The 14,076-nt window shown below is 50.7% G+C and carries 13 protein-coding genes; 12 read left to right on the top strand and 1 reads right to left on the bottom strand.

Going from position 1 to position 14,076, the window contains the following annotated elements; translation table 11 throughout:
• The first annotated feature begins 40 nt into the window (after positions 1–40).
• The 11 genes from coaBC (at position 41) to spoVM (ending at position 12,949) form a co-directional block, all read left to right on the top strand.
• Positions 41–1,261, top strand: a complete 1,221-nt coding sequence (gene coaBC / locus ACFQ3W_RS07645; protein ID WP_379318272.1) for a bifunctional phosphopantothenoylcysteine decarboxylase/phosphopantothenate--cysteine ligase CoaBC — start codon at positions 41–43, stop codon at positions 1,259–1,261.
• On the top strand, positions 1,258–3,792 hold the full coding sequence (gene priA / locus ACFQ3W_RS07650; protein ID WP_379318274.1) for a primosomal protein N': 2,535 nt from the start codon (positions 1,258–1,260) through the stop codon (positions 3,790–3,792). Before coaBC ends, priA begins: the two co-directional genes overlap by 4 nt.
• 275 nt (positions 3,793–4,067) lie before the next feature.
• Positions 4,068–4,553, top strand: a complete 486-nt coding sequence (def, locus tag ACFQ3W_RS07655) for a peptide deformylase (protein WP_379318276.1) — start codon at positions 4,068–4,070, stop codon at positions 4,551–4,553.
• Positions 4,554–4,562: 9 nt separating this feature from the next.
• Positions 4,563–5,507, top strand: coding sequence for a methionyl-tRNA formyltransferase (fmt, locus tag ACFQ3W_RS07660; protein WP_379318278.1), 945 nt, complete (start codon positions 4,563–4,565; stop codon positions 5,505–5,507).
• Positions 5,504–6,883: a 16S rRNA (cytosine(967)-C(5))-methyltransferase RsmB gene (rsmB, locus tag ACFQ3W_RS07665; protein WP_379318280.1), complete on the top strand. Its 1,380-nt coding sequence runs from the start codon at positions 5,504–5,506 to the stop codon at positions 6,881–6,883. Before fmt ends, rsmB begins: the two co-directional genes overlap by 4 nt.
• Before the next feature lie 252 nt (positions 6,884–7,135).
• Entirely contained in the window at positions 7,136–8,182 is a 1,047-nt protein-coding gene (rlmN, locus tag ACFQ3W_RS07670) for a 23S rRNA (adenine(2503)-C(2))-methyltransferase RlmN (RefSeq protein WP_379318282.1), read from the top strand.
• A 6-nt stretch (positions 8,183–8,188) separates the two neighbouring features.
• The gene (locus ACFQ3W_RS07675; protein ID WP_379318284.1) at positions 8,189–8,962 is read left to right on the top strand and encodes a Stp1/IreP family PP2C-type Ser/Thr phosphatase; all 774 of its coding nucleotides are present in this window, start codon (positions 8,189–8,191) and stop codon (positions 8,960–8,962) included.
• A complete protein-coding gene (pknB, locus tag ACFQ3W_RS07680) occupies positions 8,959–11,115 on the top strand; it encodes a Stk1 family PASTA domain-containing Ser/Thr kinase (RefSeq protein ID WP_379318286.1) in 2,157 nt (718 codons plus the stop codon). Before ACFQ3W_RS07675 ends, pknB begins: the two co-directional genes overlap by 4 nt.
• A 32-nt stretch (positions 11,116–11,147) precedes the next feature.
• Positions 11,148–12,053, top strand: coding sequence for a ribosome small subunit-dependent GTPase A (rsgA, locus tag ACFQ3W_RS07685; protein ID WP_379318288.1), 906 nt, complete (start codon positions 11,148–11,150; stop codon positions 12,051–12,053).
• A gap of 4 nt (positions 12,054–12,057) precedes the next feature.
• Entirely contained in the window at positions 12,058–12,729 is a 672-nt protein-coding gene (rpe, locus tag ACFQ3W_RS07690) for a ribulose-phosphate 3-epimerase (RefSeq protein ID WP_379318290.1), read from the top strand.
• Positions 12,730–12,868: 139 nt separating this feature from the next.
• Positions 12,869–12,949 (top strand): stage V sporulation protein SpoVM, encoded by an 81-nt coding sequence (spoVM, locus tag ACFQ3W_RS07695; RefSeq protein WP_036621610.1) that lies wholly within the window; start codon positions 12,869–12,871, stop codon positions 12,947–12,949.
• A 185-nt stretch (positions 12,950–13,134) separates the two neighbouring features.
• On the opposite strand, the gene rpmB is transcribed toward spoVM, so the two are convergent.
• Complete coding sequence (gene rpmB / locus ACFQ3W_RS07700) at positions 13,135–13,323, bottom strand: 50S ribosomal protein L28 (RefSeq protein WP_009225259.1); 189 nt, start codon at positions 13,321–13,323, stop codon at positions 13,135–13,137.
• A gap of 379 nt (positions 13,324–13,702) precedes the next feature.
• On the opposite strand from rpmB, the gene ACFQ3W_RS07705 reads away from it, so the two are divergent.
• A complete protein-coding gene (locus ACFQ3W_RS07705) occupies positions 13,703–14,062 on the top strand; it encodes an Asp23/Gls24 family envelope stress response protein (RefSeq protein WP_379318292.1) in 360 nt (119 codons plus the stop codon).
• Positions 14,063–14,076 lie beyond the last annotated feature (14 nt).

Raw genomic sequence — 14,076 nt, forward strand, 5'->3', positions numbered from 1 at the left:
TGTTATTTTTTTCTGTAGGGAGAAAGCGAGGAGATACCGAATGTTATCCGGCAAAAAGATTTTGCTTGGCGTCACCGGCGGAATCGCCGCCTTTAAAGCCGCTTCCTTATGCAGCAAGCTTGTCAAAGAGGGCGCTGAAGTGCGGGTGATCATGACCGAATCTGCGACGAAATTTATCACGGAACTAACGCTACAGGCGTTGTCCAAAAATTTTGTATATACCGATACCTTTGATGAGAAGCACCCGGAATCGATTGCGCATATTAATTTGGCGGATTGGGCGGACCTCGTTCTGGTTGCGCCGGCAACGGCTAACATTATCGGTAAAATGGCCGCAGGTATCGCTGATGATATGCTATCTACAACGCTGCTGGCGACGCAGGCTCCGATCATGCTGGCTCCAGCTATGAATGTGCATATGTATATGCATCCGGCTGTGACCCGGAACATGGAGGAACTGGTTTCGCGCGGTGTCATGATGATTGAGCCCGGAGAGGGGCTTTTGGCATGCGGCTATACCGGAAAGGGACGGATGGAAGAACCGGAAACGATTGCCTCGGTGGTGGAAGATTTCTTTGCGCGTCAAGCAAAGCTTGCCGAGAGACCGCTGGCTGGGAAGCGGATTGTCGTTACCGCAGGCGGCACTGTTGAACGAATCGATCCGGTCCGGTTTATTTCCAACGATTCTTCGGGGAAAATGGGCTTCGCTATAGCCAAAGCGGCACAGCGCCTAGGGGCTGAGGTTATGATCGTCGCTGGAAGCACGCAGGTGTCGCCTCCTCCTGAAATTCCGGTAACTACGGTGACATCTGCCCAGGAGATGTATGAAGCGTTGACGGCCGTTTGGGAAGAGACCGATATTCTCGTCAAGGCTGCAGCCGTCGCGGATTATCGGCCCAAGGAAACCGCCCGGCACAAAATCAAGAAGAGCGATGAAGCGTTCGTTCTGGAACTAGTGAAAAACATCGACATTTTGGAATCGTTAGGCAAACAAAAGACGCATCAATTTCTTATAGGCTTTGCTGCTGAGACGGATGAGTTGGAGAAGCACGCCATGGACAAGCTGAAGCGCAAAAACTGCGACCTGCTTGTTGCCAACGACGTAACGGCGGAAGGAGCTGGATTTGGCTCTGATACAAATGTTGTCAACATTTACGATGCATCTGGCCTAGTTCAGTCCATTCCTCGCATGGCCAAGGAAGAAGTAGCCTTGCGAATTATGGAGCTGGCGGCGGCCCGGTTGGCGGGTTCTCGGCAATGACATACAGAATGGCCAAAGTGATCGTCGATGTGCCGAGCCGGGAAACCGATCGGCCTTTTGATTATTTAATCCCTGAATCTATGGCAAGCTGGTTGGAAATTGGAAGCCGGGTTGCCGTACCATTCGGACGGAGAACCATTCAGGGCTTCGTCATCTCGCTGCATGAGCAGCCGGAGATGGACGCTGCTCGTATGAAGCCGATTCAAGAGATGCTTGATTTGCTTCCGCCGCTTCCGCAGGATCTGGTGGAGCTGGCAAGTTGGATGAGTCGCAAGTATGCCTGCAGTATGATTGCTACCTTGCAGGCGATGATCCCGACGGCTTTGAAGGGAAAGACGGAACGCTACATCAGCGTAGCCGACAATGACGAACTTCCCCAAGATGAGGAGGGCATGTCGGTACTACCGATTTTGACGGATGAGGAAAAGCAAATCGTCGCATATGTAAGGGCTTCGGGTCACGTCTTGATGGACCATCTAAGCGCCAGGTTTCCGGCGTACCCGGGTATCCTCAAAGGTCTGCTTCGCCGGGGGACATTAACAGAAAGTCAAGTCATCAAGGACAAGGTCCGCAAAAAAACGATAAAAAGCGTTTCGGTAGCGGTTCAGGGCGATGAGGCCGAGGCTGCGCTTTCTTCCTTTACTGCACAGGCCAAACGGCAGAAGGAAGTGCTTGAGTTTCTTCTGGAGGTTGGTATTCCAATCTCCCTTCAGGAGGTCCTCTCTACGCTGGGGGTAACAGCGGGAACGGTAAAAAAGCTGGCCGAGAAAGGATTTGCGGTGATCGAGGACGTGGAAGTGTTTCGCGATCCTTACCAAGGCCGTCATTTCAAAGGGAGCACGCCACTGGAGCGCACACCTGAGCAGGAGAATGTTTACCGGAGGCTTATCGCGGCGCTCGATGCACACCGCCATGAAGTATTTTTGCTCCACGGCGTGACGGGCAGCGGGAAAACGGAAGTGTATCTGCAAACGATAGAACGGTGCATTTCACTCGGACGGCAGGCGATCGTGCTCGTCCCGGAAATATCGCTTACCCCACAAATGGTCGAGCGGTTCAAAGGCCGTTTTGGCGGCAAGGTTGCCGTCATGCACAGTCGGTTATCGACGGGGGAACGTTATGACGAATGGCGCAAAATCCGGGAAGGGCGCGTAGAAGTGGCAATCGGCGCTCGTTCGGCGGTATTTGCTCCGTTTCAAAATTTAGGGCTGATCGTGATGGACGAGGAGCATGAAACGTCCTACAAGCAGGAGGAGACGCCGAAATATCATGCCCGTGATGTGGCTGTGCGGAGGGCCCGGCAGCACGGGGCCGCCGTTATTTTAGGCTCGGCTACTCCCTCGCTGGAAAGCTACCATGCTGCTCGCTCCGGGGGTGGAGATCGGCATGAAGAGTTCGCGCCGGTCCTGCTGGAAATGAAGCAGCGCCCATCAGGCAGTCAGCTTCCCGCGGTTCAGATCGTCGATATGCGGGAAGAACTGAAGGAAGGAAACCGTTCGATGTTTAGTCGGGCACTGCACCAAGGGATAGCTGCTCGACTTGAACGCGGCGAGCAGACTGTGCTTTTTCTGAACCGACGCGGGTACTCTACGTTTGTGATGTGTCGTACCTGTGGATACGTGGCCGGTTGTCCCGAATGCGACATTTCGCTGACCTACCATCAGAAATCTAACAATTTGCGCTGCCATTATTGCGGTTATGCCGAACCGGCACCATCAGTTTGCCCGGAATGCGGCAGCGAGCATATTCGCTATTTTGGTACGGGCACCCAACGGGTGGAAGGAGAGCTAGCCAAGCTGTTCCCGGGCATCCGCGTCATTCGCATGGATGTGGACACAACCAGTGAGAAGGGTTCTCACGAAAAATTACTTCAAGCTTTTCGTGACAAAAAAGGCGACGTCCTGTTAGGAACTCAGATGGTTGCGAAGGGCCTGGATTTTCCGGACGTAACGCTCGTAGGGGTCATCGCGGCGGACACGGCGCTGAATTTTCCGGATTTCCGCGCGGCAGAGAAGACGTTTCAACTGCTGACGCAGGTTGCTGGTCGGGCAGGGCGGCATCAGCTGCCGGGCGAGGTGTTTATCCAAACCTATATGCCGGAGCACTATTCGATCGTGCATGCCAGCGGACATGATTACACCTCCTTTGTGCGAGAGGAGCTGAAGCACCGGAGAGCACTTTACTATCCTCCATATAGCCGACTTATTTTAGTAACCCTGTCTCACGAGAAACTACCGTTACTATTACGGATGGCGGAAAACTTTGCCGGAGATTTACGCGCCAAAGCGCAGCGGTTAGGATGGTTCGGAAGTCTGGATAGACTTACCCCTAGTGCACTCGATATTCTCGGTCCGGTGGCTTCACCTATTCCGCGCATTAAGAACCGCTATCGGTTCCAATGCATGGTGAAATATCGCGGGGATTTGGACGCGGTGAGCCTCGTTAGAGAGACAGCTGCGACCACGCTTGATCAACTGAAGGACGGCGACTTCCAAATCAGCATCGATGTCGATCCGCAAATGCTGATGTAGTTTTAATACAGCCGAAGAATTTTTCTGAATAGCCGAGCCCACAGGGGCTAAAATAGATGCATTTTCTACATTTATTTTTGAATTTTATCTTATTTTTGTTCATTTAATTGTAAAAAGTGCATCTACATAGATTAAAAACCATGGCGACGTACATTTTACTTCGATTTAGCTGTACTTTTTGCAGTTAATACGTAGAAATACATCCAAATGCTAAAAGTAAATGCACAAATTACACTTAGAATCATTATAGTTCTTTGAGGAAAGGAAGTGCCTTGATGGCAATTCGAATTATTGTAATTGAACCAGATGAAGTGCTGCATCAGGTAGCAAAGGAAATTAAGAAAATCACCCCGAATGTCCAGAAGATGCTGACAGACATGGCGGATACAATGTACGACGCAGAGGGAGTAGGACTTGCCGCTCCGCAGATCGGTATTTTGAAGCGGGCGATTGTAGTAGATGTCGGCGACGAGAACGGTTTAATTGAGCTGATTAATCCGGAAATCGTGTCCACGGAAGGTGAGCAGTTCGGACCGGAAGGCTGCCTTAGCATTCCAGGATACCGCGGGGATGTGCGCCGGGCTATGACTGTTACAGTGAAAGGACTGGATCGGAACGGAAACGAAGTGACCTATACAGGCTCTGAGCTGCTAGCAAGAGCGTTTCAACACGAAATCGACCATTTAAACGGCGTTCTGTATACGGATGTTGCGGAAAGAATCTACGAAATTACCCCAGAAGGGGAAGAGAAAAAGGAGTAATGTGAGTCGATGAATATCGTATTTATGGGTACTCCGGATTTTGCGGTTCCATCTTTGGAGGCATTGCTGAAGGAAGGCTACAATGTAGTTGGGGTTGTGACCCAGCCGGATCGCCCGCAAGGGCGGAAAAAAATATTGACTCCCACTCCGGTCAAGGAAGCGGCATTGCGGCACGGGCTTCCCGTGTTGCAGCCTCTCCGGATGCGAGCGCCGGAAGCGGTAGCGGAGGTGGCAGCACTTCGCCCTGATTTGATCGTGACAGCGGCGTATGGACAGATTTTGCCGAAAGGCGTACTTGATTTACCACAGTATGGTTGCTTGAATGTCCACGGCTCGCTGCTGCCAAAATACCGCGGCGGTGCACCGATTCAGCGTTCAATTATCAACGGGGAGAAGGAAACCGGCATTACACTCATGTATATGGCCGGGGGGATCGATACCGGGGATATGATCGCCAAAGCGGTCGTTCCGATTGAAGATGAAGATACGTCGGGGACGATGTTCGAGAAACTCAGTCAAGCCGGGGCCAAACTGCTGATGGAGCAGCTGCCGCTTATTCTGACCGGCAAGGCCGCACGGATTCCGCAAAACGATGCCGAATCCACCTATGCTTCGAACCTGACTCGCGAGGACGAGCGGATTGATTGGAACGCCACTTCGCGTGAAATATATAACCGGGTACGAGGACTTGTCCCTTTTTCGGGGGGCTTTACGCTCTGGAATGGTGATGTGTTTAAAGTATGGGCGATCGCCAAGCCCGTAGAACAGACGGCATCAGCGACATCTGGACAAGTTCCTGGCACTGTGCTTGAGCTCTCGGAACACGGCATTGAAGTAAAGACCGGGGACGGATCCGTGCTACTGACAGAAGTACAGCCTGCCGGTAAAAAAGCGATGCAGGTTGGCGAGTTCGTTCGCGGCGGTCAAATGAAGAAAGGCATGGTTCTGTCATGAGCCGCGGCACAGCAAAGCCATCGGCACGTGACACCGCGCTGCAGGTACTGACCGCAGTGGAGCAGGAGGGAGCTTACAGCAACCTGCTGCTGAACGGGGCGCTGCAGAAGTCCGGTTTATCCGGACCTGATGCAGGCCTTGCCACCGAACTCGTCTATGGTACGATTTCGCACTTGAACACCATCGATTACTTGTTAGGTCCTTTTGTTACGAAGGGGCTGGTCAAACTGCAGCCATGGGTTCGAAGCTTGCTTCGGATAAGCTTCTATCAGCTTTATTATCTGGATCGAATTCCTCCGCATGCTGTCGTGAATGAGGCGGTCAACATCGCTAAAAAACGTGGTCATCAAGGAATTTCTGGTATGGTGAACGGCGTTTTGCGCAGCGTGCTGCGGCGGAAGGATGAGCTGAAGCTGCCGGACAATTTGCCGCCGGTCAAGCGGATTGCCTTAGAACACTCTCATCCGGAATGGCTTGTCTCCCGTTGGATTGAACAGTACGGAGAGAAGACAGCCGAAGCCATCTGCCGGGCCAACAACGAACCGCCGTCGGTCAGCGTAAGGGTTAATCGTGCCCGGATTAACCGGGAGGATATGATTAAGCAGATGAAGGAAAAAGGTCTTGAAGCCGCCCCATCGCCGATTTCTTTGGACGGTATCATCGTACATAGCGGCGGGAACATGGCTTTAACGCCATGGTATCGGGAAGGTCTCATTTCCGTTCAGGATGAAAGTTCGATGCTTGTGGCAGAAGCGGTTGCTCCGAGGGCCGGAATGTCGGTGCTGGATTGCTGCGCAGCACCTGGAGGGAAAACATGCCACATTGCTGAGATCCTCGGCGGGAGCGGGGAAGTCATAGCGAATGACATTCACCCGCATAAAGCCAAGCTGATTCAGGATCATGCCGAGCGGCTCGGGCTAGGCAATGTCCGCACCTTGTCAGGGGATGCCACGAAGCTGAACGAACGCTTTGCGCCCGCTTCTTTCGACCGGATTCTCCTCGATGCTCCCTGCTCCGGCCTCGGCGTCATTCGCCGTAAGCCTGATCTGAAGTGGGCCAAAACGCCGGAGGATGTTGCGGAAATCGCCGGAGTGCAGGAGGAACTGCTAAACGCTGTCAGCGGGCTGCTTAAGCCCGGGGGTGTGCTCGTTTACAGCACCTGTACGATAGAACCTCGCGAGAATGCCGATATGGTCGCGCAGTTTTTGCACCAGCATCCGGAATTTGAGCTGGCCAAGGATGATCCGAACGGATGGCATCAGCGCCCTTTGGATACAGCGGACTCAAGGGAGCTGATCGGACTGCAAATTTTGCCGCAGGATTATCACTCTGACGGTTTCTATATCGCTCGTCTAGTAAAGCAGAAGAACGACTAATGACTGGCGTAAGGGAAGCAATTAAAGCTTTGTCCAGCTATCTATTTACAGGTCAGGCTTGCACGGAAGCATCCGTTGCAAAGCTTGGCCTCTTTGCATTTGACGTCATTTCAACAAAGAGTATGATTAAAGGGACTGACCCTGAAAATTCCACTTGATTTTGCTGCACTTTAGTGAATACACAATTTATGATAAAATGGGAAGAATGAGTAGGGTAAGATACTCGATATTGCTTAGGATAGGTGTGTGAAAATGAAACCTTTTATATACGATTATACTTTGGAGGAACTGCAGGAATGGGCGGTTCAGCAAGGCGAGCCGGCATTCCGCGGCGGACAGATTTTTGACTGGCTGTACGTAAAGCGCGTGAGTTCCTTCGAGGACATGACTAATTTGTCCAAGACGCTCAGGCAGAAGCTGAACGATCAATTCGCCTTTGTTACGCTTAATGAAATTACGAAGCTTGAATCGAAAGACGGCACCGTAAAATTTCTGTTCGGTTTGCACGATGATCACGCGATTGAAACGGTCATCATGAAACATAACTATGGAAACAGCATTTGCGTCACTACTCAAGTCGGCTGCAAAGTGGGCTGTACTTTTTGTGCGTCCACGCTGGGCGGCTTGAAGCGCAACCTTACTCCTGGTGAAATCGTCGCACAGGTTGTACAAGCGCAGAAAATTTTAGATACCCGCGACGAGCGTGTCAGCAGCATCGTCATTATGGGGACGGGTGAGCCGTTCGAAAATTATGATGCCACGATGAAATTTTTGCGGATTATGATTCATGAAAAGGGCTTGAACATCGGGCAACGGCATATTACTGTATCAACGAGCGGTATCGTTCCGAACATCTACAGATTTGCTGACGAGAATACCCAAATCAATTTGGCCATTTCGATTCACGCTCCAAACGATGCGCTGAGGTCCAAGCTTATGCCTGTCAACCGCCGTTTTCCATTTGACGATGTTATGGAGGCGCTCCGTTACTATATCGCCAAAACAGGGCGCAGAGTTACGTTCGAATACGCGCTCATCGGCGGCGTTAATGATCAGCCGGAGCATGCGGAGGAACTAGCTGGTGTACTGAAGGATATGCTGTGTCATGTGAATTTGATTCCGGTCAACTATGTTCCAGAGCGGAAGTATGTCAGAACATCAAGGAACGATATTTTTCAATTTCAACGCATACTGGCGGATAAAGGCATCAATGTGACGATTCGCCGGGAGCAAGGCCATGATATTGCGGCTGCCTGCGGTCAATTGCGGGCGAAGCATATGGAGTCTGGTGCGAGGTGAGAAAACTTGATAAAAACGGTATTTGTTAGTGATGTAGGACGGGTCCGTTCCATCAATGAGGACTGTACCTGGGTTGCCCAGCTTGAGCGAGGGTATACGCTAGGCATAGTTGCTGACGGCATGGGAGGTCACCAAGCGGGTGATATTGCCAGTCGCTTGGCGGTGGAGACCATCACTCAGGACCTGGCGGCCTTGCCGGCGGGATTGTCCGTGGAGGATTGCGGCGAACAGCTTAGAAAGGCGATCTTGCATGCAAATGAGGTCGTGTTCAAGAAAGCGACTGAGCATGAGGAATATCGCAGCATGGGGACGACCGTTGTCGCCGTTCTATTGGATAATCAAGAAGGAATGATCGGTCATATCGGAGATAGCAGGGCATATAAATTTCAGCACGGCGAGCTAGTCCAATTAACCGATGATCATTCGCTTGTTAATGAGCTGGTTAAGAACAAGCAGATCAGTGCGGAGGAGGCTAATTTCCATCCGCATCGCAATGTAGTGACTCGGGCGCTCGGAACGGACGAGCGGGTTGAGGTGGATATGAACCGAGTTACGCTGGAGCCGGGTGAAATACTGCTGCTTTGCAGTGACGGCCTCAGCAATTATGTAACAACGGAACAAATGACCCTGACGCTTGGCTCGAACGATCTCGCTTTGAACGATCGTGCCGACCACTTGCTTCAGTTAGCACTGAATGCGGGGGGCGACGATAACATAAGCGTTGCCTTGCTGGAACAACTAGAGGACGCTAGGTCAGGCATAAAGGAGTGGAATTCATGATCGGACACGAATTGGGCGGTCGTTATCAAATTATCGAACGAATCGGCGGAGGGGGCATGGCGCTGGTTTACAAGGCACAAGACATTCTGCTGAATCGCAACGTAGCCATTAAGGTGCTGCGCCAACAATTTGTGAATGACGAGGAATTTATTCGGCGTTTCCGGCGAGAAGCGCAGTCTGCCGCCTCACTGTCTCACCCGAATATCGTCAGCGTGTATGATGTAGGGCAGGAAGACGAAGTGCATTATATTGTTATGGAATATGTCGAAGGTCAAAATTTAAATGAAATTATAAAAGAGCGCGCTCCGCTGCAAGTCGATGAGGCCGTGCGCATCGCATCGCAAATTGCCGACGCTTTGGATCATGCTCATCATAATCAAATCATTCATCGGGATATTAAGCCTCATAATATTTTAATCGGTCGTAATGGGCGCGTGAAGGTTACTGACTTTGGCATTGCCCGTGCCGTTACTTCTGCAACGATAACCCAAACCGGATCGGTGGTCGGTTCGGTGCACTATTTTTCACCGGAGCACGCTAAGGGCGTAGCTACAGGGGAAAAGTCCGACCTTTATTCCTTAGGAATCGTGCTGTATCAAATGCTTACGGGACGCCTTCCTTTTTTTGGCGAAAGCCCGATCAGCGTAGCGTTGAAGCATTTGCAGGAGCACTTCGATGAACCGAGAATGGTCAATCCGATGATTCCGCAAAGTGTGGAAAATATTATTTTGAAATCCATGCGCAAAAATCCTGCCGAACGATACCAGTCAGCGAAGGAGATGCTTCGTGATCTCGAGACGTGCCTGCTGCCGGAACGCCAAACGGAACCGAAATTGAACTTTATTGATGACGTTGATGAAGACAGCACGCGAATCGTTCCGGCCATCAAACCTCAAAGCAGTACACAAGGGGGATCGAAGCTGACACGCGACAGCCAAGCCTCGGAGGAGCGGGGCGTCGGCTCGAAGAGGAAGAAAGGTTGGAACAGGCCGGCATTTTGGGTAAGCCTTACCGTGATTATTTTGCTCGCCATGGCCGGAGTCGCTTGGTATGTCAACCAACTCGTGACCGTTCCTGAGGTTAAAATACCAAATGTCGTAAATATGCAGGAGAAAGATGCTGTCGCATTACTCGAGAAGGACGGAATCAAATTAGGCGAAGTCACCCGTCAGTTTAAAGAAGGCGTCGCTGAGGGCGTCGTTTATGAACAGGGCAAGCCGGAAGGTACGATGGTGAAGGAAGGCTCGACACTAGACATCACGGTCAGCACAGCCAAAACGCTTCCCAAAATGATCTCGGTGATAGATATGCCTTATGAAACGGCTGTACAAAAGCTGGTGGAACAGGGCGTGGATAAGGATCGAATTTCTCAGACCGAAGAAAACAGCGATAAGGAACCGGGAACCGTCATCGGCCAAAGCCCTGATGCGGGAACGGATTTTGATCCGGCTGCCGCGGTTATCGTGCTGAAGGTTAGCAAGGGTCCGCTTGAGGTGAAAATGCCGGATTTGTTCAACAAAACGCAATCCGAAGCGGTTGCTGAGATTGAGAAACTTGGTCTGAAGCTGGCGAAAGACGGGATCAAAGAGGAGCCTAGCTTTGAAATCGAGGCTGGGAAAGTAACGAAGCAGTGGCCGTTCGCGCCAAAGGATTCAGTAACACCGGGTTCTGAAGTGACGCTGTTTGTCAGCTCGGGTTACCCGCCTGAGGCGTTAGAGTACACTTATCAAGTTCCCGTAGTTCCCGCAACAGAAGGGAAAATCAGTAAGATTCGTATCACCTATGGAGATGCCCGTGGTGAAAACCAAGAATGGGGCACACAAAAGGTTGGAAAAGCGCAATATCTTTCAGTGAAGCTTATTTTAGCACCGAATAAAAACGGAACGGTTTCTGTGTTTAGGGATGGAGCCTTACTAGAAACTTACCAGGTCTCCTACATTGATGCCAAACAGGGAACGGTTCCTGTACCGGAGTTCCCTCAAAGCAATACCAATACACCGGAAAATGGAGCGCCGCTGGACTCGGATAACGGACAAAATCCCCCGGATACCGGGATGACTCAGCCCAAAACGACCATTTCCACCGCTAAGCATACTAGCGGTGGAAACAGTAAAGTCAAAGTCGCCAATAAAGAAACCAAGCATGGCAATTAAGGCAGACCGAAACGAAAGAGAGGCCGGCATATATGCCTGAAGGCTTGATTGTAAAGGCGTTAAGTGGATATTATTACGTAAAGCCAAAGGACCTCGCAGCAGACTTAGTCCAATGCCGGGGGCGTGGCATTTTCAAGAAGAAAGGCGTAACCCCGCTGGTTGGAGATCGGGTGATGTATTCTCCAACCGAAAACGGGGAAGGCACGGTGGATGAGATTCTGCCGCGTGAAACAGAGCTCATCCGTCCTCCGATTGCTAATGCAAAGCTAGCAGTATTGCTTTTTTCCTTGAAGGAGCCTGATCTTAACCTGCAGCTTCTGGACAAGTTTCTGGTGCACATTGAGCATGCCGGTCTTCAGGCGCTCATTTGTCTGACCAAGGAGGACTTGCTGGAAGAGGAAATGGATGAACGCTCCTCCGATATTACGATAGAGACAGGGAAGCTGTATCAAGCAATCGGATATGATGTAATCATAACGAGCTCTGTTACCGGATTAGGCGTCGAGGATGTGAAGTCACGATTAGCCGGAGAAATCAGCGTTTTCTCGGGGCAATCCGGCGTCGGAAAATCATCGCTGCTCAACGCCATGCTCCCTGGATTAACGCTTGAAACGAGCGAAATCAGCATGAAGCTAGGCCGTGGCCGTCATACAACCCGTCACGTGGAGCTCATTGAGCTAGAAAACGGCGGATACGTTGCCGATACCCCGGGTTTCAGCCAGCTGGATTTTCTCGAACTGGGTGTAGATGAGCTTTCAAGCTGCTTTCGGGAGTTTAGAGAACTAGCCGATATGTGCAAATTCCGTGGCTGCAGTCATCTCCATGAGCCCGGCTGCAAGGTGAGAGAAGCGCTGGAGAATGGCGACATTGCTGCGAGCCGCTACGAACACTATGTGCAATTCCATGAAGAGATGAAGGAGAAAAAACGGAGGTATTAGCGTCATGAACAACGTTTATATTGCACCGTCTATACTATCAGCCAATTTCGCCAAACTCGGCGAAGAAGTGGCTGATGTGGAGCGGGGCGGAGCCGATTGGCTGCATGTGGATGTCATGGACGGTCATTTCGTTCCTAACCTGACGTTTGGACCGTTAGTCATGCAGGCAATTGCACCACTGACCAAGCTGCCGCTGGATGTTCACTTAATGATTGAAAATCCGGAGCAGTACATACCTGCGTTTGCGGGGGCCGAAGCCCACTTGATTACTGTACACCAGGAAGCTTGTATTCACCTTCACCGGGTACTGCATCTGATAAAAGAGCATGGCGTAAAAGCAGGGGTAGCCATCAACCCGGGTACGCCAGCCGCGGCGATTCGCGAGGTGCTGGAGGATGTTGACCTTGTGCTCGTCATGACGGTAAATCCCGGTTTTGGCGGACAGGCCTTTATTCAGAGCACGCTTCGTAAAATTCGCGAGCTGAAAGCGTGGAAGAACGAACTTGGTCTGAAAGATTTGCGGATCGAAGTCGATGGGGGAATTTCAGCGTCAACAGCTCCTTTGGTCGTAGAGGCCGGGGCCGATGTGCTGGTTGCCGGCAATGCGGTGTTTGGACAAGCCGACCGCCGGAAGGCGATGGAGGATATCCGTAAAAGCCTTGCCGGATTGGCATAGGCGAAGCATCGCCCGCATACAATGGGTTACATGAGGCAGGGTTCTCATGTAGCCTTTTTTTTGTGGCGGAAATACACGGACAAATGACAACGAACATACAATATGGGTGAAGGCATGAGCATGATGGGGAGGGTGAACGATGAAATTTTACACATTCAAGCTGCCTAAATTTTTGGGAGGATTCGTCAAGGCCGTTCTGAACACGTTTCACAAAAACTAACGGGCGGCCGCGTGCTGCTTTTAGCAGCAGTGAGAGGGCGCACGCGGGCGGGTTCCGCCTCCCAATGCCCACGGGTTCGCTCCGGAACTTTCGAATAAGGCCCTTGACGAAATTCCAAAGAAAAAGCGCATCAAAAAAGCACCTCATGAGATAAGGTGCTTTTTGTCTATATGTCTTGTCCCGAATTACACGCGGGTCACTTTACCGGATTTCAAAGCCCGAGTGCTAACGTATACGCGTTTTGGTTTACCGTCTACCAAGATACGGACCTTTTGCACGTTTACGCCCCAAGAGCGCCGATTGCGATTGTTTGCGTGAGATACATGGTTACCGCTGCCTGGCTTCTTGCCAGTCACATAACATTTGCGAGCCATTCATTACACCTCCTGTTCCAGTACACCTGTCTTGAAAATAACGGTTTATTTTCGAATTCACAGTTATTGTTCAAGCCGGCCTTCCGTCTATCATTTCTACAGCCAATAAAAGGGATGACTATAGGAAAGATTATAGAAAGCGCATAAAACAATACTTAAATATAATATCACAGTAAAAAAAGTCCCGTCAACAATCAGTTAAGTTTATTTACAAAGGTCGACTCTATAGAAGGGGCTACTCGAATGACGACTTGTCCCCTCTACAGCGATTCAAATGACTTTTTGCACACCTTCTTCTTTGTTCTTTTATTTATTTCTCTTTGTTCTTATAGTACAATGTTGTTTAGTCCATAATAATTTCTAGGGAGGAGTGTGTGGCGTGGCTATAGAACTAAAGACCGAATACGGTAAAGTTGACATTTCGGATGAAGCGATAGCGGTTATTGCTGGATCGGCCGCCATGGAATGTTATGGACTAGTTGGAATGGCAAGCCGAAAGCAGTTTAAGGATGGTATTGCAGAATTGCTAGGAAGGGAAAATTTAGCCCGGGGTGTTGAAATCAGCCTGGTTAACGACCGATTAGCTATTCATCTTTATATTATAGTCAGTTATGGTACGAAAATTTCTGAGGTTGCACACAACATACAGCTTAAGGTGAAATACGTGTTAAGTGAAATCTTTGGACTCGAAGTAGATCAGGTGAATATCAACGTCCAAGGAGTACGTGTATCAAGCTAGGAAGGGGAATTTTC

This window comes from Paenibacillus puldeungensis (assembly GCF_042678945.1).
In the GTDB taxonomy this organism is placed as follows: Bacteria; Bacillota; Bacilli; order Paenibacillales; family Paenibacillaceae; genus Fontibacillus; species Fontibacillus puldeungensis.